The organism is Planococcus alkaliphilus (assembly GCF_057031095.1).
In genome coordinates this window covers 3,105,668-3,124,155 of record NZ_CM168060.1, presented here as the reverse complement: position 1 = coordinate 3,124,155, position 18,488 = coordinate 3,105,668, and the positions used below count along the sequence as shown (strand labels likewise).

General features: G+C 43.5%; 20 protein-coding genes and 1 riboswitch. All 20 genes read left to right on the top strand.

Annotation, left to right across the window (positions count from 1 at the left end; translation table 11 throughout):
* Positions 1-25: 25 nt before the first annotated feature.
* Entirely contained in the window at positions 26-1,351 is a 1,326-nt protein-coding gene (locus tag AC2EXB_RS16270; RefSeq protein ID WP_483602354.1) for a TRAP transporter large permease, read from the top strand.
* A gap of 23 nt (positions 1,352-1,374) precedes the next feature.
* Positions 1,375-1,923 (top strand): TRAP transporter small permease, encoded by a 549-nt coding sequence (locus tag AC2EXB_RS16265; RefSeq protein ID WP_483602353.1) that lies wholly within the window; start codon positions 1,375-1,377, stop codon positions 1,921-1,923.
* A 37-nt stretch (positions 1,924-1,960) separates the two neighbouring features.
* Complete coding sequence (locus AC2EXB_RS16260) at positions 1,961-2,545, top strand: TetR/AcrR family transcriptional regulator (RefSeq protein ID WP_251476017.1); 585 nt, start codon at positions 1,961-1,963, stop codon at positions 2,543-2,545.
* 25 nt (positions 2,546-2,570) lie between these two features.
* Positions 2,571-3,317: a 2-phosphosulfolactate phosphatase gene (locus AC2EXB_RS16255; protein ID WP_483602352.1), complete on the top strand. Its 747-nt coding sequence runs from the start codon at positions 2,571-2,573 to the stop codon at positions 3,315-3,317.
* Positions 3,318-3,332: 15 nt separating this feature from the next.
* Positions 3,333-4,115 carry an enoyl-CoA hydratase/isomerase family protein gene (locus AC2EXB_RS16250; protein WP_483602351.1) on the top strand — a complete coding sequence of 261 codons (783 nt, stop codon included), beginning with the start codon at positions 3,333-3,335 and terminating at the stop codon, positions 4,113-4,115.
* Between the two features lie 19 nt (positions 4,116-4,134).
* The gene (locus AC2EXB_RS16245) at positions 4,135-4,980 is read left to right on the top strand and encodes a 3-hydroxybutyryl-CoA dehydrogenase (protein ID WP_483602350.1); all 846 of its coding nucleotides are present in this window, start codon (positions 4,135-4,137) and stop codon (positions 4,978-4,980) included.
* Positions 4,981-5,001: 21 nt separating this feature from the next.
* The gene (locus AC2EXB_RS16240) at positions 5,002-6,057 is read left to right on the top strand and encodes a phosphotransferase family protein (protein WP_483602349.1); all 1,056 of its coding nucleotides are present in this window, start codon (positions 5,002-5,004) and stop codon (positions 6,055-6,057) included.
* Between the two features lie 22 nt (positions 6,058-6,079).
* On the top strand, positions 6,080-6,517 hold the full coding sequence (locus AC2EXB_RS16235; RefSeq protein WP_483602348.1) for an FAS1-like dehydratase domain-containing protein: 438 nt from the start codon (positions 6,080-6,082) through the stop codon (positions 6,515-6,517).
* Entirely contained in the window at positions 6,514-6,864 is a 351-nt protein-coding gene (locus tag AC2EXB_RS16230; RefSeq protein WP_483602347.1) for a MaoC/PaaZ C-terminal domain-containing protein, read from the top strand. The genes AC2EXB_RS16235 and AC2EXB_RS16230 overlap by 4 nt, the downstream gene beginning before the upstream one ends.
* A gap of 62 nt (positions 6,865-6,926) precedes the next feature.
* The gene (locus AC2EXB_RS16225) at positions 6,927-7,700 is read left to right on the top strand and encodes an SDR family NAD(P)-dependent oxidoreductase (protein WP_483602346.1); all 774 of its coding nucleotides are present in this window, start codon (positions 6,927-6,929) and stop codon (positions 7,698-7,700) included.
* Between the two features lie 19 nt (positions 7,701-7,719).
* Complete coding sequence (locus AC2EXB_RS16220; protein WP_483602345.1) at positions 7,720-9,243, top strand: class I adenylate-forming enzyme family protein; 1,524 nt, start codon at positions 7,720-7,722, stop codon at positions 9,241-9,243.
* A gap of 12 nt (positions 9,244-9,255) precedes the next feature.
* On the top strand, positions 9,256-10,647 hold the full coding sequence (locus tag AC2EXB_RS16215; RefSeq protein WP_483602344.1) for a short-chain fatty acid transporter: 1,392 nt from the start codon (positions 9,256-9,258) through the stop codon (positions 10,645-10,647).
* Positions 10,648-10,669: 22 nt separating this feature from the next.
* Positions 10,670-11,656: a quinone oxidoreductase family protein gene (locus AC2EXB_RS16210; RefSeq protein ID WP_483602343.1), complete on the top strand. Its 987-nt coding sequence runs from the start codon at positions 10,670-10,672 to the stop codon at positions 11,654-11,656.
* A 435-nt stretch (positions 11,657-12,091) separates the two neighbouring features.
* Positions 12,092-13,342: a dicarboxylate/amino acid:cation symporter gene (locus AC2EXB_RS16205; RefSeq protein WP_483602342.1), complete on the top strand. Its 1,251-nt coding sequence runs from the start codon at positions 12,092-12,094 to the stop codon at positions 13,340-13,342.
* Positions 13,343-13,446: 104 nt separating this feature from the next.
* Complete coding sequence (locus tag AC2EXB_RS16200) at positions 13,447-13,716, top strand: hypothetical protein (RefSeq protein ID WP_251475990.1); 270 nt, start codon at positions 13,447-13,449, stop codon at positions 13,714-13,716.
* A 185-nt stretch (positions 13,717-13,901) separates the two neighbouring features.
* Complete coding sequence (locus tag AC2EXB_RS16195) at positions 13,902-14,471, top strand: hypothetical protein (RefSeq protein ID WP_483602341.1); 570 nt, start codon at positions 13,902-13,904, stop codon at positions 14,469-14,471.
* A gap of 1 nt (position 14,472) precedes the next feature.
* Positions 14,473-15,585, top strand: a complete 1,113-nt coding sequence (locus AC2EXB_RS16190) for an MGDG synthase family glycosyltransferase (RefSeq protein ID WP_483602340.1) — start codon at positions 14,473-14,475, stop codon at positions 15,583-15,585.
* Positions 15,586-15,605: 20 nt separating this feature from the next.
* The gene (locus AC2EXB_RS16185) at positions 15,606-16,196 is read left to right on the top strand and encodes a DedA family protein (RefSeq protein WP_483602339.1); all 591 of its coding nucleotides are present in this window, start codon (positions 15,606-15,608) and stop codon (positions 16,194-16,196) included.
* A 41-nt stretch (positions 16,197-16,237) separates the two neighbouring features.
* Positions 16,238-16,347, top strand: a riboswitch (SAM riboswitch).
* A gap of 100 nt (positions 16,348-16,447) precedes the next feature.
* The gene (gene ssuE / locus AC2EXB_RS16180; RefSeq protein WP_251475982.1) at positions 16,448-16,993 is read left to right on the top strand and encodes an NADPH-dependent FMN reductase; all 546 of its coding nucleotides are present in this window, start codon (positions 16,448-16,450) and stop codon (positions 16,991-16,993) included.
* 28 nt (positions 16,994-17,021) lie between these two features.
* Entirely contained in the window at positions 17,022-18,404 is a 1,383-nt protein-coding gene (locus tag AC2EXB_RS16175; RefSeq protein WP_483602338.1) for an LLM class flavin-dependent oxidoreductase, read from the top strand.
* Positions 18,405-18,488: the final 84 nt, after the last annotated feature.

Here is an 18,488-nt window from a genome sequence, read left to right as displayed (position 1 = left end):
TCAGACTTTTGAAGGGTGGCCTCATATGGATAATTTAATGGTAATTGGAATTATTATAGCAATGATGATTGTCTTGTTGATTGCGGGTTTATACATTCATTCCGTACTTCTTGCCAGCGGAATCATCGGCTTGATCCTATTGGAGGGCTTCGGCATTCTGCCGGGATTGCTTGGAAACGAACCATTTAACCGGGTAGCAAGCTATACGCTGACGACAATTCCCCTTTTCGTTTTAATGGCTCAATTTATTCTGCAATCCGGGCTTGTACAGGATATCTTCTATATGGTTCATAAGGTATCTAAGGGAAAAAACAGTCTTCTCGGGGTGCTCACTTTGATTATTGGAGGGATGCTTGGAGCGGTTTCGGGTTCAGGTACGGCAACAGCCGCTTCGCTTGGACAAGTGGCGATTCCCGAGCTTCGAAAACATGGCTACAGTGCACCGCTGGCTGGTGCAATCGCTTCATCAGGCGGTTCTTTATCCGGCATCATTCCGCCAAGCATCATCTTGATTTTATATGGAGTCGCGACTGAGACGCCTGTAGGCAGCTTGTTTATCGGCGCTTTTATCCCGGGCATACTCACGATGATCGTCTTTATCTTAGTAATGCTTGTGTATTTCCGTATGGAAAGAAAAAAAACGGTGCCGGTGAATGAACCCGAAATTAAAGAAACAGCAGGAACGCCTGAAAAGTTATCAGCATTTCGACTAATTACGGTTAGCGTGATCGCTCTTGTCATCGTTCTCGTTATTTTCGGAGGGATTTATTCGGGCCTTTTCACACCTACTGAAGCTGGAGCAGTCGGAGCATTTGTCGGCTTGCTGGCAGCATTAGTTCTTGGGAAAGTCAATTTCAATTTCTTTAAAGTGTCAGTTGTTGAAACGGTCAAACTGACAGGAATGGTCATGATTATCATGATTGGTGCACAGATTTTTGGGCGCTTTGTTTCGCTATCTTTATTGCCGCGGAAATTGATTGAATTTATCGAACCGATTATGGATACACCGGTTCTTGTGTTAATCGCTATTTCAGCTGCTCTTTTCATCATGTTCATGTTCATTGAAGGAGCTGCCGTCATTTTGATGTCCATCCCAGTCATCTTGCCAATTATCCAGGAGCTACAAGTTGATGTCCTTTGGTTTGGCGTCTTTATTGCTGTTATTTGTACCATTGGTTTGATCACTCCTCCGGTTGGCCTCAGCGTTTATGCGGTAGCAGGCGTCAGCGGAATCAATTCAGGCTCGATATTCAAAATCGCAATGGTATTTGCTATTGTGGCTATGATTGTGGTCTGCGGTTTGATGATTGCGTTTCCGGGACTCGCTACATGGCTTCCGAATTCGATGTGAATTAATGAAAGGAGGTAAACTTCATGAATGGTGTATGGAAAGCCTATAAAATTTTCGATTATGTAAAACTGGCAGGTATATGGATCAGCGGCATCAGCGTTTTAGTGATGATGTTCCTGATTGTCTATGATGTAGCCGTCCGCTCGCTTTTCTCCAGTTCAATCCGCGGCGGATTTGAAATTATCCAGAATTATATGATGCCGCTCGTGGTATTTCCGGGTCTTGCCTACGTGTACGCTTCTGGAGTATTGCCGAAAATGGATTTAGTGTTAGATAAAATTGGACAAAAAGCGAAAAAAGTTCTTATCATCCTGATGATTTTACTGGAACTCTTTGTGTTGGTCCTCATTGTCCAGTTTAGCTGGGAATATGCCATGAGCGGATTGGAAAGAAAGACGGCTTTTCCTGCTGCAGGAACATTGTATCCTTTGTATCCGCTGTTTTTCTTGATCCCGATCGCATTTGCCATGATTGTCATTGAGAATCTATTTATTCTGATCCGGAACATTTTGATAAAAGAGCCTTCCTTGACGATGCTTGAAGTGGAAGACAAGCCGGAAGAATTACTTTAAAACACAGTTCAATACTAATAAAAAATGAGGTAATGCCATGAGTTTACGTGAACGAAAAGCAGCTAAGAAAAAAGAGGATATCCTTCGCTCCGCAAGTTCCGTCATATCACGGCAAGGATTTCATAAAACGACTATGGAAGACATCGCTGCAGAACTGCTGATGACGAAGGGCTCGCTTTATTATTATTTTAAAAATAAAGAAGAATTGCTTTTTCATTGCCATGACCTTATCCTCACGGGTGCCATGGAGTTGATGGAAGACATCTATCAAGAAGATATTTCTTCGAAAGACAAAATGGAAAAAGCCATAAAAGTACATTTGGATATCGCGATACAGGAAAAAGAAATCTTTAATCTGATTGTAAAACCGGAACAAATTTTTTCGGAAGAGAATATTGAAGATATCGTGAAAAAACGCGATGCCTATGCCGGGCTGTTCGATAAAATCATTGCACAGGGCGTAGAAAGAGGCGAATTTAATTTAAGGCAGCAAAAAATGGCCCGAATGATCATACTTGGAGCCACAAACTGGATTCAAGTATGGTACTCGGAAAAAGGAGAATTCAGCAAAGAGGAAATCGAAGAAATCTATGCAGAATTCCTCATTAAAATGTTGCTTTGAAAATACACATGAAGGATTGGAATACATGAGAAGAATTCACGTAATTACACAGAAAGAAGCGGTCAAAGAAGAAAAGCTAATCGGCTGTTCAGCAGTTGTCATCGATGTGTTTTTGGCAACTTCCACGATTGCTTTTCTGCTGGAGCATAATTACGGGCCGATTTACGCAGTAAAAGACAGTGAAAGTGCATTGTCTCTGGCAGCAGAACAAAAAGGCGATTATCTTCTTCTCGGCGAAACAAAGGGGGAGTTAATCGAGGGATTTCAATATCCGGATCCCTGCATGATCGAACCATGCAGCACACATGAGGCAGCCATCATTTGTTCAACCAATGGCACGAGAGCGATTGAGAAAGCAGCAAAAGCGAAAACACTTTTCATTTCATCTCTAGTAAATGGCCATGTGATTGCTGACCAGCTTCATACTCAGCAAGACGATTCTTCCATCGTATTGATTTGCTCAGGAAATGATGACCGGTTCTCTATGGAGGATTTTGTCGGAGCCGGGCAGATTATTGAACATTTGACTGCAAAAGGTGATTACGTGCTTTCGGATGCAGCCAAATTAGCAAAGTCTTCTTATCAAGCATCTTTAGCTGATGGGTTCAAAGAATTATATGCAAGCGAAACAGCAGAATTGCTGAAAAAATTCGATTTCGCGGATTCCATGGAACTGATTATCCGAAATCATGAGCAGTTAACAGTCATCCCAATGGTGGAAGACGGGAAAATTAGAAATGCAGCCGCTAAAATAAATTCCAGCAATGGGTGAAGGGGTTGAGCAAAAATGAAGGAGAGCGAGTTTGTCCAGTTAGAGCGTGAGGGTCATTTAGCTATTGTGAGATTAGCAAATCCGCCAGTAAATGTGCTGACGGACCAAGTGATTTCTGAATTAGAGGCAGCAATTGGGCAAATTGCCGGATTGCCGGATATCCGCGTTATTATTTTATGTGCAGAAGGCGAAAGAGCCTTTGCAGCAGGTGCCGATATTGGCCAATTCCCTTCATTGACAGAAGAGACGGGAATCCAGCTTGTTGAAAAGGGAAAACGGGTTTTTGATAAGTTAGCAGACTCCAAGGCTCCGGTTATTTGTGCCATCCAGGGCCTAACGTTGGGAGCAGGACTTGAACTCGCAATTGCCTGCGACATCCGGATAGTCGAAGAAGATGCAAAGCTCGGGCTTCCGGAAACGGGGCTGGGAATCTTGCCGGGGTATGCAGGGACGCAGCGTCTGTCCCGTTTAGTAGGCATTGGAAAAGCAAAAGAACTCGTACTGTCAGGTATCTTGCTGTCAGGAAGAGAAGCTTATGAAGCAGGGCTTGCAGAACGGATCGTTCCAAAAGGCGAAGCTTATGATGCTGCAAAACAACTTGCAGAAAAGATAGCAGCGAAAGGACCGGTTGCTGTGCAAAATGCGAAACGGGCAATAAATGAAGGAATTGAAATGCCGCTTGCTGAAGCCCAGGAGTTGGAAACGTATTTGTTTTCGAAATTGGTGAGTACAGAAGATATGCAAGAAGGAGTGAAAGCCTTCAAAGAAAAAAGAAAACCTGTCTTTCAAGGGAAATAAAGCGAAGGAGTGATCGCCTATGAAAAAGATTGCAGTGGTTGGAGCCGGAATTATGGGCAATGGGATTGCCCAAGTGGCAGCAGAAGGAAATTATCAAGTGGTTTTATATGATGTGAACACAGCAGGGCTCGAGAAAGGCATCAAGCGAATTGAAAAAACATTGTCCCGGAATGTAGAAAAAGGAAAAATCGGACAAGCAGAAGCGGATGCGATTAGAGAAAGGATCCAGCCAACGAGCAAAATAGAAGAGCTGAAAGATGTGGATATGGTCATCGAAGCGATTATTGAACAGATTGAACCTAAGAAAGAACTATTTGCTGAGCTTGATAAAATTTGCAAGCCTTCTGCTATTTTTGCTTCCAATACTTCGGGATTAAGCATTACAGAAATGGCAGCAGCTGTAGAACGGAGCGGCCAAGTCATTGGAATGCATTTTTTCAACCCGGTTCCGGTCATGCAATTGGTTGAAATTATCCGCGGTGAACAGACAAGCGATGAAACTTTTAAGGTGGCGCACAAAGTAGCTCAGCAATTCAATAAGACCGCGATTTCGGTAAAAGAAGCTCCATTATTTGCGGTCAACCGGATTTTGACGCCCATGATCAATGAAGCCATTTTTGTATTATCAGAAGGCATCGCTTCAGCAGAAGATATCGATAAAGGCATGATGCTTGGAGCAAGCCATCCAATCGGTCCGCTTGCCTTAACGGATCTGATTGGCTTGGATACGATGCTCTTTGTAGCAGAAACGCTTTACAACGAAACGAATGATTCCAAATATCGCCCTGCGCCTTTATTGAAGAAATACGTACGGGCCGGCAAACTGGGCCGGAAATCAGGAGAAGGATTTTTCAAATACGAGTGAGCTTTTAAAGGAGAGATAGCTATGAGCGCTGCAAACCAGGAAATCGGGAAAATACAAGACGCCATTAACTGGGAAATAGTAGAACAGCATTTGCGGAAATCGATTCCGGATTTACCAAATGGAAAATTGAATGTACGCCAATTTTCGGAAGGCTATTCCAATTTAACGTATCTATTGAATATTGATGATTGGGAAGGCGTTTTGCGCCGGCCTCCATTTGGTGAAGTCCCGCCAAAAGCGCATGACATGCAGCGTGAATTTCGCATGCTTGAGAAAGTGAATCCGGTATTTCCATTAGCACCGAAGCCTTATGTGTATTGCGAAGACCCGGCAATCATGGACAAGCATTTCTACGTCATGGAGAAAAAACAAGGCGTAGTGATTGATGATGTGCTTCCGGAAAATTATGGAGGATCTGAGCAGGCAGGACCGAAAATCTCTCAAACAGTTATTCAAACACTTGCACAGCTTCAAGCGATTGACTATAAGAAAGCAGGCCTGGCTGAGATGGGGAAACCGGAAGGCTTTCTTGAGCGGCAAGTAAAAGGCTGGATTAAGCGCTATGACCATTCTAAAACGGAATCCATCCCGCAATTGAGCGAATTGGAACAATGGCTGGCAGCCAATTTGCCAAAGACCCAAGAAACGACAATTGTCCATAATGACTTTAAGTTGAACAATATGGTGCTGGATGCTCAGGATCCAGGAAAAGCGGTTGGCATCCTGGATTGGGAACTTTCTACGATTGGTGATCCAATGAGTGATTTGGGATCGACTGTAGCTTATTGGGGACAGACCGATGATCCGGATATGGGCATCAATATCGTCACTAGCCAAAAAGGATTTTACACTAGACGCGAATTTGTGGAAGCTTATGCAAAAGCAAGTGGAAGAGACGTATCGAATATTAACTATTACGTAACGTTCGGGTTCTATAAACTGGCAGTCATCCTGCAGCAAATCCACTACCGTTGGAAAATCGGTGAAATTGATGATGACCGTTTTGGTGAATTGAATATTGCCGTACGCAATCTAATTGAAATGGCCAATGAAACACGCAGGAATAATTTGCTGTAAAGCGATAAAAGGCGGGTGTATGATGACTGAATTAATCACATTCGATTATGTACCTTTCCAAGTAGAAGCGGGCAAAATAAAGGAATTCGCAAAAGCAATCGGCAGCAATAATCCTGTTTACTTCGATGAAGTCCGCGCAAAAGAAAACAGCCATCCGGCAATACCGGCTCCGCCAACTTTTGCGACGGTGATCGATTTTTGGAACACACGGGATTTTTATCAATTGTTTCAGAAAATCGGCTTAAATCCGAATTATGTGCTGCATGGTGAACAGGAATACGTATATATCCGTCCTATTTACGCAGGCGATATCATTGCTGCACAAGCTATTGTAAAAGAGTGTATACAGAAAAAATCCATGAATTTTTTTAAGCTTGAAACGGTCTATAAGAACCAGCAAGGGGAACTCGTATTGATCAATCGTTCTACTTTGATTGAAAGGACGGTTGCAAAGAAATGAAAGAATTGCCGCTGATAAAGAAACAGCCGATCAAACCGATAGATTTAGTTAAATATGCAGGAGCATCAGGTGATTTTAACGAAATACATACAGTTCCAAGTGTAGCTCGTGAAAAAGGATTGAAAGACGCCATTGTCCATGGCATGTTTTTGATGGGATGGGCTGGCGAAGCGATTTCTGAATGGTTTCCGGATAGACAGCTCAGTTTATTTAAAGTCCGGTTTCAAGCAGTCACCTATCTAGGCAGTGAGCTTTTCATCAGTGGGTCGTTTGACGGGAGCAGAGGAGAAATCACGATTAAAGGTTCCGATGACGAAATTAAACTGACGGGGTATTTTGAACTTTAACGCGTATTGAGATGACTTTAATTTTTGCAACATTCGATTAATTTTGTTTAGGAGGCATGAGCATGCAAATTTCTGCTTTTCCGAGTTTTGATCTGACAGGCAAGAAAGCCCTCGTTACGGGAGGAAGCAAAGGCATCGGCTTAGCAATAGCATCAGGGCTTGCGCATTACGGAGCAGAAGTGATGATCACGGGACGCCATGAAGATGCCTTGATAGAAGCCTCAGAAGAACTGAAAGCATTAGGCGGTAAAGTCAGTTGGAAAGTTTCCGATGTGACTTCCAAAGAAGAGGTGGCAGCTTTATTCCATTATATTGACGAAGAATTTGGCCAGCTGGATATTTTGATCAATAATGCCGGCATGAATATCCGGAAACTGTTGGTCGATGTGGAGGAAGAAGATTGGGATCGGGTGCTTGATACCAATCTGAAAGGGATTTTTCTCGTAGGACAGCAAGCTGCTAAAAGGATGATGGACCAAAAGAAAGGGCGAATCATCAATATTTCATCGATCATGGGTAAAGTCGGAAATGCTTTGCAAACGAGCTATGCAGCAAGTAAGGGCGGCATGGATCAATTGACGAAAGTCTGGGCAGCGGAACTGGCCGAATACAATATTACGGTTAATGGACTCGCTCCTGCGTATATTAAGACGCCAATGACCGCGCATTTCCTGGAAGATCCGGAACGACTTAGAAAAATTGTTGACCGTACGATGGTGAAGCGGATGGGGGAAGTAGAAGAAATGATCGGACCCACAGTCTTTTTCGCTTCGGATGCTTCCAGCTACGTGACCGGACAGACCTTATATATTGATGGAGGATGGACGGCAAATTAAAAATTGTGAGGTGGCTTCGATGAACTATCAGTCTGTTCCAGCGCTGTTGACAGAGAAAGCGGCAGAAAATCCTGATAAAGAGTTTGTTTTAGTTGAAGACAGGCACGGGGAAATAGAAACGATGACTTACCGTGAATTTAAAGAGAATGTGCAGAAGCTGGCAAATGTTCTGTCAGGATACGGCATTCAAAAAGGAGATAAAGTATTGCTTCATCTCCCGAATGGGATGGCATTCATGCTGTCATGGTTTTCGATTCTATCCATAGGGGCCGTCATGGTGCCGACAAATATTCTTTCGACAAAAGAAGAAATGAACTATCTGACTGCACATTCTGAAAGCAAATTGATTATCACAGAAAAAGAATATGAAGGGAAGTTTGCTTCATTCGATTTTCCATTGCTGTTTTCAAGGCTTGGGAACGGCCAAGAAGGGATTTGGATGGAGGAAGAAATCAGGAAAGCCAAAATGCTTCAGGAGCTTCCGTTAATTTCACCTGAAGATGAGGCAGCCATCCTCTATACATCCGGAACCACTTCCAAACCGAAAGGCGTGGTTTTGACCCACCGGAATTACTTGCATACAGGAGAAAAAATGTCTTCGCTTTTAAGCTATCAAAAGACCGACCGGCCATTGATCGTCTTGCCGATGTTTCATGGAAACGGGCAGTACTACATGGCGATGCCCGCATTATATGCCGGAGCCAGCATTGCCATTACAGAAAGTTTCAGCGCCACGAATTATATGAAGCAGGCCAAGCGGCTTGGCGCTACAATCGGTTCATTATTTTCAGCTCCAATAAAAATGATTCTGAAAAAAGACTACGATCCGCAAGACGCAGATAATAAGCTGCGCTTAATCATCTATGCCCAGGCTTTGACAGATGAGCAATATGCTTTGTTTGGAGAACGGTATCAAGTACCGCTGCGCCAATTATATGGTATGACAGAAACCGTGGCGATTCCTTTAATGCGGCCGCTGAATGATGATTCGGATCATTTAACGATAGGTAAAGAAGTTTGTGATTACCAAGTCAGTCTGCGAGATGAACAAGGAAAGGAAGTGGAGATTGGAGAAGAAGGAGAAATTACGGTCTACGGCAAGCCGGGAATAACCATTATGAAAGAATACTTTAAAAATCCGGAAGCAACAGAGGAGACTATTCAGGATAACTGGCTGTATACCGGAGATATGGCACGGAAAGATCCGGCAACCGGCCGTTTCTATTTTGTCGACCGGAAAAAAGACATGATGAAGCGGGCTGGCGAGAATATTGCAGCAGGCGAAGTGGAAGCCGTTTTAAATGAACATGAAGCCGTTTTTGAAAGTGCTGTCATATCGGTTCCGGATCCCGTTTATGAAGAAGCGATCCATGCTTTTGTCATTTTGAAAGAAGGGGCGTCTGCAGCCGGTGATGAATTGGTTGAATGGTGCCGGGAACGGATGGCGAAATTCAAAGTTCCGCAGGAAGTTCACATTACTGAAGATTTCCCCCGGACATCTGTAGGGAAGATTCAAAAACATCAAATGAAAAAATGGGTATGAGGAGGAATGAAAATGGTGGAAGTGAAGAGTGCTGAAGAATTAGAAAGAGAGAGAGTCTTAAATGCCCAGAAAAATAATCCGCTGGCGAGAGTTGCGGGGTTCTTTGCCCGAATTGCAGAAAGATGGCTGCCGGATGCATTTGTATTTGCAATCATATTAACAGCCATTGCTTTTATTGCAGGAGTTATTTTCACGGATTCGAGCCCACTCGATATGATGCGGTATTGGGGAGATGGCATGTGGGGACTATTGACTTTCACTGCCCAAATAATCACCACATTTGTTTTGAGTTATGCATTGGCTTTGACCAAGACAGTTTCCAATACGCTTGAAAAGATTGCAGCTAAATGCAAAACACCGAATTCCGCTATTCTGATGGTGACTTTCACTGCACTAGCTGCTTCTATGATCAGCTGGGCTTTCGGATTGGTCGTTGCAGGGATTATGGCGAAACTGGTTGCGAAAAAAGTTCTTGATGTCGACTACCGGGTGCTGGTCGCTGCAGGCTATTCCGGATTCTTAATCTGGGAAGGCGGGTTGTCCTCTTCACCAGCCTTATTCGTTGCGACAGCCGGACATATTTTCGAAGGAGACATTGGCGTCGTGCCAATTTCAGAAACTTTGATGTCGGGTGTGAATATTGCAATCGTCCTTATTCTATTTTTCACTTTGCCTTTTGTTATGCGCTTTATCCATCCGAAAAATCCGAAAGACCGCTACATTGTCGATCAAGCTCGTTTGGAAGATAAAATCGTAGTGGAAGAAAAGAGAGAAGAAACGAATTATCCAAATGATAAAATCGAAAAGACGCGCCTTATCCCGCTTATCGGCGGATTTTTAGGACTTAGTTATTTGATCAACCATTTCATTACAAATGGCTTCTCATTGGATTTAAATACGGTCAACTTGATTTTCCTAACAGCTGCTCTTCTCTTGTTTGCTAACGTACGCGAACTGGCTGAAGGCCTATTGAAATCGGTTAGCAGTGTGGGGCAATTTGTTTTGCAGTATCCGTTCTACGCAGGGATCATGGGGATGCTCGGGGCTTCAGGTTTGGCTGTCCTTTTATCCAACTTTTTCATTGATATTTCCAGCGCTGACACGTTGCCGCTATGGACCTTCCTTTCTGCCGGCATACTGAACGTATTTATTCCTTCCGGAGGCGGCCAATGGGCTGTTCAGGCACCGATTGTTATCCCGGCAGCGCTTGAAATGGGCGTGGATCCGGCAAAAGTGGTCATGGCAGTAGCCTGGGGCGACAGCTGGACAAATATGATCCAACCATTCTGGGCAATTCCGCTGTTGGCAATCGCTGGGCTGAAGATCCGCGACATCATGGGCTATACGATGATTGCTTTGATTTATGGAGGCTTGGTCATTGGAGCGTGTATGTTGATATTTTAATTAGTAAAGGCGGCGTTATCGAATGAAAGCTATAGTAGTGAACGAATTTGGGCCACCTGAAGTGTTGGCGCTTCAGGAAATTGGCAAGCCGCTAATTGCTTCAAACCAAGTATTGATCCGGGTTCACGCCATAAGTGTGAACTTTGCTGATATAAAAGCGCGCCAAGGCCAATATCATGGAGTTGAAGCAGGTTCAGCGTTTATTCCCGGACTCGATTGTGCGGGAGAAATCATTGAAATAGGGGAAGCGGTAACCCATTTTCAAGTGGGCCAGCGCGTCATGGCGTTTCCAAAAGAAGGCACCTATGCAGAATACGTAGCAGCGGATGAAGCCCTTACTTTCAAGGTTCCGGACGAATTGGAAATGGAAACAGCGGCCGCTGCCCTGACAATCGGGATTACTGCTTATAACGTCATTAAGAAAATGGCACATCTCATGCAGGGAGAGACGATCCTTATTCACGCGTCCGCTGGAGGCATCGGTTCGACTGCAATTCAACTGGCCAAAATTTTTGGTGCGGCCCAAATTATCGGGACAGTTGGCAGTGATGAAAAAATAGCGGCCGCAAAAAGTTTTGGCGCAGACCACGTCATCAATTATTCGACTGAAAATTTTACAGAGCGAGTAAACAACATAACGGATGGCAAAGGGGCAGATGTAATCTTAGATACGATAGCGGGACGCAATTTTGAAAAGAGCCTGGAATGCTTAGCGCCATTCGGCAGGATCGTAAGTTTTGGCCACGCCAACGAAGGTTCTATAGCGGGCATTGTCAAAACGACAGACCTCCATTCCAGCTGCCGCTCGGTACTCGGATACAGTACGGGAACTTACCGAAAAGAGCGCCCTGAATTTTTACAGGAAGGCGCTGCGGCCATTGTGGAATTATTGCTGCAAGGAGAATTGAACATCCCGATTTCGAAACGCTATCCGTTAGCTGAAGCTTCAAAAGCGCACGCCCATATTGAGAGCAGGAAAAGCATTGGGAAAGTGATGCTGTTGCCGTGAAAAATAGGTAAAATAAACGTAAAAACCGTATCCAGCTATTTTTAGCGGATACGGTTTTTTTTTCGTTTTTCTCTGGCTAAACTTTTGAATTTAAATAAGGATTTAAGAATTGGCGCCTGTTTTTGTGTAGAAATGGCCTGTTTTTTTCTGCAAATTATAAAAGTAATAAAAACAAAGCTATATTTGTATAGTTAAAATTGAATTTTAATGTATATTCATACAGATTTAGCAATAAGGATAAAAAGTTCTCTATTTAAAGATTAACTGAGATAAATCAAGGGTATTATGGAAAAGGTAACACCGTTACTATACCAGTTTTCACGAATCATTACATAAATATACGCTATTTTTATTAAAGTGTAATGATATTTTACTGTAAAATTATTTCGTTTTCGGGTAAACTAAAGCCTAATCTTAAAAAAAGGAAGATGATGAATGAAAAAAAAGAGTTTAACTGTGAAAGTGTTAACTGGATTGGTCTTAGGGGCAATTGTTGGTTTGCTTATCAATTTGTTTGCACCCGGATCATTTGAGACTTTAAATACATACGTATTTGTTCCTGTTGGACAATTATTTTTGAGCTTGATCAATATGCTCGTTGTGCCGCTTGTTTTCTTTTCTATTGTACTTGGAACAGCGGGGCTTGGAGATCCAGCAAAGCTTGGCCGGATCGGTTTGAAAACGATTACTTATTTTTTAGTGACGACGACAATCGCTATCGTGATTGGCCTTTCGCTGGCATCAGTAATTCAACCAGGGCTTGCTGGCGATTTTGATTTAGAAGGGGCGTCTTTTGAATCTGAAGAAGCACCATCAGTAGTCGATACTTTATTGAATATTATCCCATCCAATCCGTTAGCTGCGTTGACGGAAGGCAATATGCTGCAAATTATTGTTTTTGCTGTATTTGTTGGTTTGGCTTTAACGGCGTTAAAAGAAAAAACTTCTGGTTTGCTTAAATTGATGGAGCAGGGCAATGAAGTGATGATGTATTTGGTCGGACTCGTGATGAAGTTCGCTCCGTACGGTACATTTGCATTGATTGCAACTGCTGTCGGGTCGCAAGGATTTTCAGCGATGAAAGCGATGGGAGCTTACATGCTGGTTATACTGGCAGCATTAGCAATCCATGCGGCCATCACATATGGCGGGACCATCGCCTTTTTGGCTAAGAAAAATCCAATTTGGTTTTTCAAGAAGTTCGCGCCTGCTATGACAGTCGCATTCAGTACGTCAAGCAGTACAGCCACTTTGCCGGTTTCGATGGAAGTCGCCCAAAAAGAATTGGGCGTTCCAAAGTCGATCAGTTCATTCGTACAGCCGCTTGGCGCCACCATCAACATGGATGGCACCGCGATTATGCAAGGGGTGGCGACAATGTTCATCGCTCAAGCTTATGGCATTGATTTGACGGCTATTGAACTGGCAACGGTTGTTCTGACGGCGGTTCTTGCAAGTATCGGTACAGCTGGAGTTCCGGGAGTTGGCCTCATTATGCTTGCGATGGTATTGAGCAGCGTGGGTCTTCCGGTAGCGGGAATCGGCTTAGTGATCGGAATTGACCGTTTGTTGGATATGACGAGAACAGCTATCAATATTTCAGGAGATGCGGCATGTGCAGTTTATGTAGCGGAAACTGAAGGAAAAAGAGACATTAGAAAACAAGAAGCAGAAGTAGAAGCATAAGAAATGGCAGCCCGTTCTCACTTGATGGTGAAAGCGGGCTGTTTTCAGTTATCTGAACTTTTGATGGTATACTGTCTTTAAAGAATAGAAGCGGAGGCGAAGAGATGTACGATGTTTGGAAAATCCGATACAAATTGCATAATATACGGGTTGAGAAAAACTTAGGCAGCCAAAAGCTTTACGTCGATGGAGTATTGCAGGATGAATTTATTGGATTTGCATTCGGTTCACGGCTGTTCGGAAAGCTAAAAAATGAAGACGGCGAAACGGAAAATATCAAAGTTTCAATCGGCATCCATTGCCTGGAATCGAAATGTTTGATTTTTATCGGTGAGAAATTGGTTTATTCCACAAAAGTGCAATGGGAAGGCTGAAGCGAGAGATGCAGAAATGCATCTTTTTTTATTTGGCTAAATGTAACAACGGCTTATATCCAACTACGTCTCAAGTCCTGTAAAGGAAAAGTCCTGCGCCCGATGCTCCGTTTTTTCTGTGGAGCTAAACTTAAGTTAACTTATTAACCGGTGCTGCAGAAGGCAGCAGTAGAGGAGATGCGGCAATGGAAGTCTACATTCTTTTTACAGACACGAAAACATCCTTATCAAAATTGATCAAAACGTATACGCGCCATCCTTACAGTCACGTTTCGTTAGCGTTTAGTTCTGACTTGGCCGAAGTCTATAGTTTTGGACGGAAAAATGCGGAGAATGCTTTTAACGGCGGCTTTGTAAAAGAAGAAATGGGCAATCACTTATTTCAGCGAGCGCAATGCGCGGTATTCAAATGCTCGGTTGATGCTGAGGGGTTTGGAGCGATGAAAAACTTCGTTTCTGCTATGGAACAGGACCGTGACCGTTATAAGTATAATTTAACGGGATTGTTCGGAGTGGTGGTAAAACGCGGGCTTGGATGCGAAAATTCGTTTTTCTGTTCTCAATTTGTAGCGGAAGTGCTGAGGGAAGGAGGCATCAGAATTTCTGCGAAGCCTCCGCGTTTAACGATGCCAAGAGATATATTCTGTTCCCAGTCCTTGGAACTGGTTTACAGCGGACCATTAGCAGACTATCCGCGTTTAAGTTCTCCAAAGATAGATAAAAAAGAAAGTCAGTTATGGATGGAGGCGCTTTGATATGAAGAAAGTATTGATATTTCCCTTACTGAACAGTATGCCTTCGGGCCATCATCAAGTAGCAGAAGCGATGAGTGAATTCATCGGAGGCCATTCAGCGGAAGTTGAATGCAAAAAGATTGATTTGTTGAGTGAATGGAATGCAAAAATCGAATCGGCAACAGTTAAGGCGTATTTGAATTGGATCCGGAGAGCGCCTAACTCTTATGCATGGATTTATCGGCAATTTGCATACAGATCGCCAAAAGAAAAGAGCCATAGAACGTATGAATGGCTTTTTATGAAAAAAGTCAGCGAAATTTTAGAAAGGGAAAAACCTGACTTGATCATTTGTACGCATGGATTTCCTTCGCTGTTCATCAATAAGCTGAAGAAACAAGGGAAATGCAAAGTCCCTTGCCTGAATGTGTATACGGATTTTTTCGTGAATGATGTATGGGGAAGAGCGTGCATCGATTATCATTTTGCACCAAACCAAGCGATTAAAGGAACGTTATGCCATAGCGATGGAATTCCCGAAAGCCGCGTTTTTGTAACAGGCATACCGGTGAGTGAAAAGTTCAGCAATCAAAAAGATCATCGTTCCAAAAAACAATTAACTGTTTTAGTTTCAGGAGGAAGCACTGGACTAAGCGAAGTCTTGGACCAACTGGATGAAGAAATCAGTGCCGAAAAATGGAGCTTTCAAGTTCTTTGCGGAACCAACAAAAAACTCCAGCAGAAAATCATCGGTTTAAACCATCCGGCCATCCATGCGATTCCTTACATTTCTTCAAAGGAGATAATGAATAGGTTGTACAACGAAGCTGATGCTATTGTGACAAAACCGGGAGGAGTCACTATCAGCGAAGCGCTAAGAAAAGAATTGCCGATTTTCATTCCAGCGGCTCTTCCAGGGCAGGAAGAAATCAATCTGGCTTATTTACTGGAGGAAAAACTGGTGTTTGCGGTTCCTGAAGGGCGCCGGCTAATGGATTTTGTAAATGAGACCTTGGCGGATGAAGAAATCATTGAACGATTTCGAACACGCGTCAAAGCTTATAAAAGTTCTTTGAACCTGAAGAACTCGGATGAGATTTACCGGGAAATCGAAAAGATTTTAGTGGGCAATTAAGCGACTGGAGAGTGAGCGGTATGGTTGAAGGGATACTGGCTTTTCTTGAAAGTTTAGGGATGCTGGGCTTATTCAGTGTGATGTTTTTAGAAGGATCGTCTATGCCGTTTCCCGGAGTGGCCCTTGTGATTGCTTACGGCGGATTGTTGAATCATAGCCTTGCAGCCACTGCCTTGTTATCAGCCGGCTTGGCAGTGGCCTATAGTGTCGCAAGTTTAATTCCTTATTTCCTGGGCAATAAACTTCAAACCTTCTTTCAGAAAAAATTCGATAAAGGATTAAAGAAGGCTTCTATATTATTTCATCGCTACGGCATTTGGAGCATTGCCATTTCACGTCCATTTGGCATCGGAAATTACATTTCTTATCTGGCGGGCATGAGCAGGACTCCAATTGGGAAGTATGGAGCGCTGACTTTCATCGGCATTTATCCTTGGTGCTTTGCCATGCTTCGCATCGGCCATTATTTTAATGGGAATTACGACGCTTTTAAATCTTTTGTGGCAGCCAATCAAATTTCAATGTACGGCTATATTGTTGTTCTCCTTGGTGCAATTGGCATCTGGCTCTATATGAAAACGAGAAGTCAGAATAATAAATTTAATGCTTGACACTTTTAATTCCTAGCATTATGATAGGCATTAATTAAATAAACTTATCCAGAGAAGCCGAGGGACTGGCCCGTTGACGCTTCAGCAACCTCTGACTTTGTCAGAAAGGTGCTAACTCCAGCAAGAAGATTTTTTTCTTGAGAGATAAGGACAGAACCTATTAGATTTAATAGCCTTCTTTTCTTGATATCGAGAAAAGGGGGCTATTTTTTATTTTTGAAAAAAACGGTTCAACAGAAAGGGAGAATGAAATGAGTGAAATTGTGATTTTATCAGGAAGCCCTGCGAAGGAATCCAGATCTGAATTGGTGTTAAAACATTTAGGTGAATTATTAGAGAAACAAGGATTTTCAGTCGCCCACATTTCCGTGAGGGACGTTCCGCAGGAAGATTTGTTCGAAGGGCGCTTCGGCAGTCCGGCTATCGCTGAAATCAGTACATTACTCCACCAATCACGGGGAGTTATTGTCGGATCGCCTGTTTACAAAGCAGCCTATTCAGGTGTATTGAAAGCATTGATCGATCTCTTGCCGCAAGATGTTCTGCAAGCGACTCCGGTTTTGCCGTTGATGACGGGAGGAAGTTCTGCTCACTTATTGGCGCTTGAATATACGTTAAAACCATTGCTTGCGAACTTGAAAGGACAGAGTTTAAAAGGCATCTACCTAGTCGACAGCCAAATTGATAAAACGAATCCACATCAGCCAATCATTGAAGCAGAAGTTGAGCAGAGGCTGAAAAAGCAGCTGGAATACTTCTTAGAGATTATCGAAAGGCAGCCGGTGACGAGCGCATAATATAAGATTTTTTAAGGAGGAGAAGCAATTGGCAGAGAAAAGGATCTACTTGAATGCTTTTGACATGAACTGTGCAGGCCATCAGTCACCAGGCTTATGGACACATCCAGAAGATCGGTCTCATACTTATAAGACAAGCGAATATTGGATTGAGTTGGCAAAGCTTTTGGAGCGCGGCGGTTTTGATGCTATTTTCCTGGCGGATGTACTCGGAACTTACGATGTGTACAAAGGTTCACGAGATGCGGCTGTTCGGCAAGGCGCCCAATCTCCGGTTAATGATCCTGCTTTAGTGGTGCCATTGATGTCCGCAGTGACAAAACATTTGGGCTTCGGCGTTACCGCTTCGACGACTCATGAACATCCTTATACATTTGCCCGCAGAATGTCGACATTGGACCATTTGACGAATGGGCGCGTCGGATGGAACATTGTCACTTCCTATTTGAAAAGTGCGGCACTCAATATCGGTTTAGAGGACCAAGTAAAACACGATGAACGCTATAATATCGCGGCAGAATATTTGGAAGTCTGCTATAAGCTTTGGGAAGGAAGCTGGGAAGAGGATGCAGTGGTATTGGATAAAGCGAACAGCATCTATGCAGACCCTGAAAAAGTCCATGACATCAATCACGAAGGCAACTATTACAAAGTGCCGGGCGCTCATTTATCGGAACCTTCACCGCAGCGGACTCCCGTTCTCTATCAGGCAGGGGCTTCTAAAAAAGGGGTGGAATTTGCAGGGCAGAATGCTGAATGTGTCTTTATTGGGGCGCCAACCATTCAAGCGGCAAAACGTTCAGTGGATAAATTGCGCAAGCAGGCAGAACTTGCCGGGCGCTCTCGTGAAGAAGTGAAAATCTTGACGATGCTGACGCCAATTGTCGGAAAGACCGAAGAAGAGGCATGGGCAAAATACGAAGAGTACAAAAAACACATCAGCCACGAAGGGGCACTTGCTTTATTCGGCGGATGGACAGGAATTGACTTGTCGAGCTATGCGCCTGATCAGGAATTGGAATACATCGAAAATGATTCCATCCAATCGGCTTTGGAAAACTTCACCAAAATTGATGCAGAGAAAAGATGGACAGTGGAGGACATCAAGGAATTTGTCGGAATCGGCGGTATGAGCGCTTATACAGTCGGTTCAGCCGAACAAGTGGCTGATACTCTGGAGCAATGGGTGGAAGAAGCTGGAGTGGATGGCTTTAATATCGCCTATGCCATAACCCCAGGAACATTCGAAGATTTTATCGAGTTGGTGGTGCCGATTTTACGGGAGCGCGGTTTAGTGCGGACCGAATATGAGGGGAGCACATTGCGCGATAGCTTATTTGGAAAAGGCGACCGTCTGCCTGCCCATCATCACGGAAAGAAATTTGCATTGGAGAAAGCGGAAATTAGTTGAACTTCTTATACCGGGCTAAGTGAAACCATGAAGAATCTTCAATGCTTCATGGTTTTTTAACGTGTAAATAAAGAACTTCCTTGA

Coding starts and splice junctions, on each gene's coding strand:
- AC2EXB_RS16185 (WP_483602339.1), top strand. CDS start 15,606: ATGGTTGAAGGGATACTGGCTTTTCTTGAAAGTTTAGGGATGCTGGGC.
- AC2EXB_RS16195 (WP_483602341.1), top strand. CDS start 13,902: ATGGAAGTCTACATTCTTTTTACAGACACGAAAACATCCTTATCAAAA.
- AC2EXB_RS16270 (WP_483602354.1), top strand. CDS start 26: ATGGATAATTTAATGGTAATTGGAATTATTATAGCAATGATGATTGTC.
- AC2EXB_RS16265 (WP_483602353.1), top strand. CDS start 1,375: ATGAATGGTGTATGGAAAGCCTATAAAATTTTCGATTATGTAAAACTG.
- AC2EXB_RS16200 (WP_251475990.1), top strand. CDS start 13,447: ATGTACGATGTTTGGAAAATCCGATACAAATTGCATAATATACGGGTT.
- AC2EXB_RS16235 (WP_483602348.1), top strand. CDS start 6,080: ATGACTGAATTAATCACATTCGATTATGTACCTTTCCAAGTAGAAGCG.
- AC2EXB_RS16205 (WP_483602342.1), top strand. CDS start 12,092: ATGAAAAAAAAGAGTTTAACTGTGAAAGTGTTAACTGGATTGGTCTTA.
- AC2EXB_RS16245 (WP_483602350.1), top strand. CDS start 4,135: ATGAAAAAGATTGCAGTGGTTGGAGCCGGAATTATGGGCAATGGGATT.
- AC2EXB_RS16190 (WP_483602340.1), top strand. CDS start 14,473: ATGAAGAAAGTATTGATATTTCCCTTACTGAACAGTATGCCTTCGGGC.
- AC2EXB_RS16230 (WP_483602347.1), top strand. CDS start 6,514: ATGAAAGAATTGCCGCTGATAAAGAAACAGCCGATCAAACCGATAGAT.
- AC2EXB_RS16240 (WP_483602349.1), top strand. CDS start 5,002: ATGAGCGCTGCAAACCAGGAAATCGGGAAAATACAAGACGCCATTAAC.
- AC2EXB_RS16225 (WP_483602346.1), top strand. CDS start 6,927: ATGCAAATTTCTGCTTTTCCGAGTTTTGATCTGACAGGCAAGAAAGCC.
- AC2EXB_RS16260 (WP_251476017.1), top strand. CDS start 1,961: ATGAGTTTACGTGAACGAAAAGCAGCTAAGAAAAAAGAGGATATCCTT.
- AC2EXB_RS16255 (WP_483602352.1), top strand. CDS start 2,571: ATGAGAAGAATTCACGTAATTACACAGAAAGAAGCGGTCAAAGAAGAA.
- AC2EXB_RS16220 (WP_483602345.1), top strand. CDS start 7,720: ATGAACTATCAGTCTGTTCCAGCGCTGTTGACAGAGAAAGCGGCAGAA.
- AC2EXB_RS16250 (WP_483602351.1), top strand. CDS start 3,333: ATGAAGGAGAGCGAGTTTGTCCAGTTAGAGCGTGAGGGTCATTTAGCT.
- ssuE (WP_251475982.1), top strand. CDS start 16,448: ATGAGTGAAATTGTGATTTTATCAGGAAGCCCTGCGAAGGAATCCAGA.
- AC2EXB_RS16210 (WP_483602343.1), top strand. CDS start 10,670: ATGAAAGCTATAGTAGTGAACGAATTTGGGCCACCTGAAGTGTTGGCG.
- AC2EXB_RS16215 (WP_483602344.1), top strand. CDS start 9,256: ATGGTGGAAGTGAAGAGTGCTGAAGAATTAGAAAGAGAGAGAGTCTTA.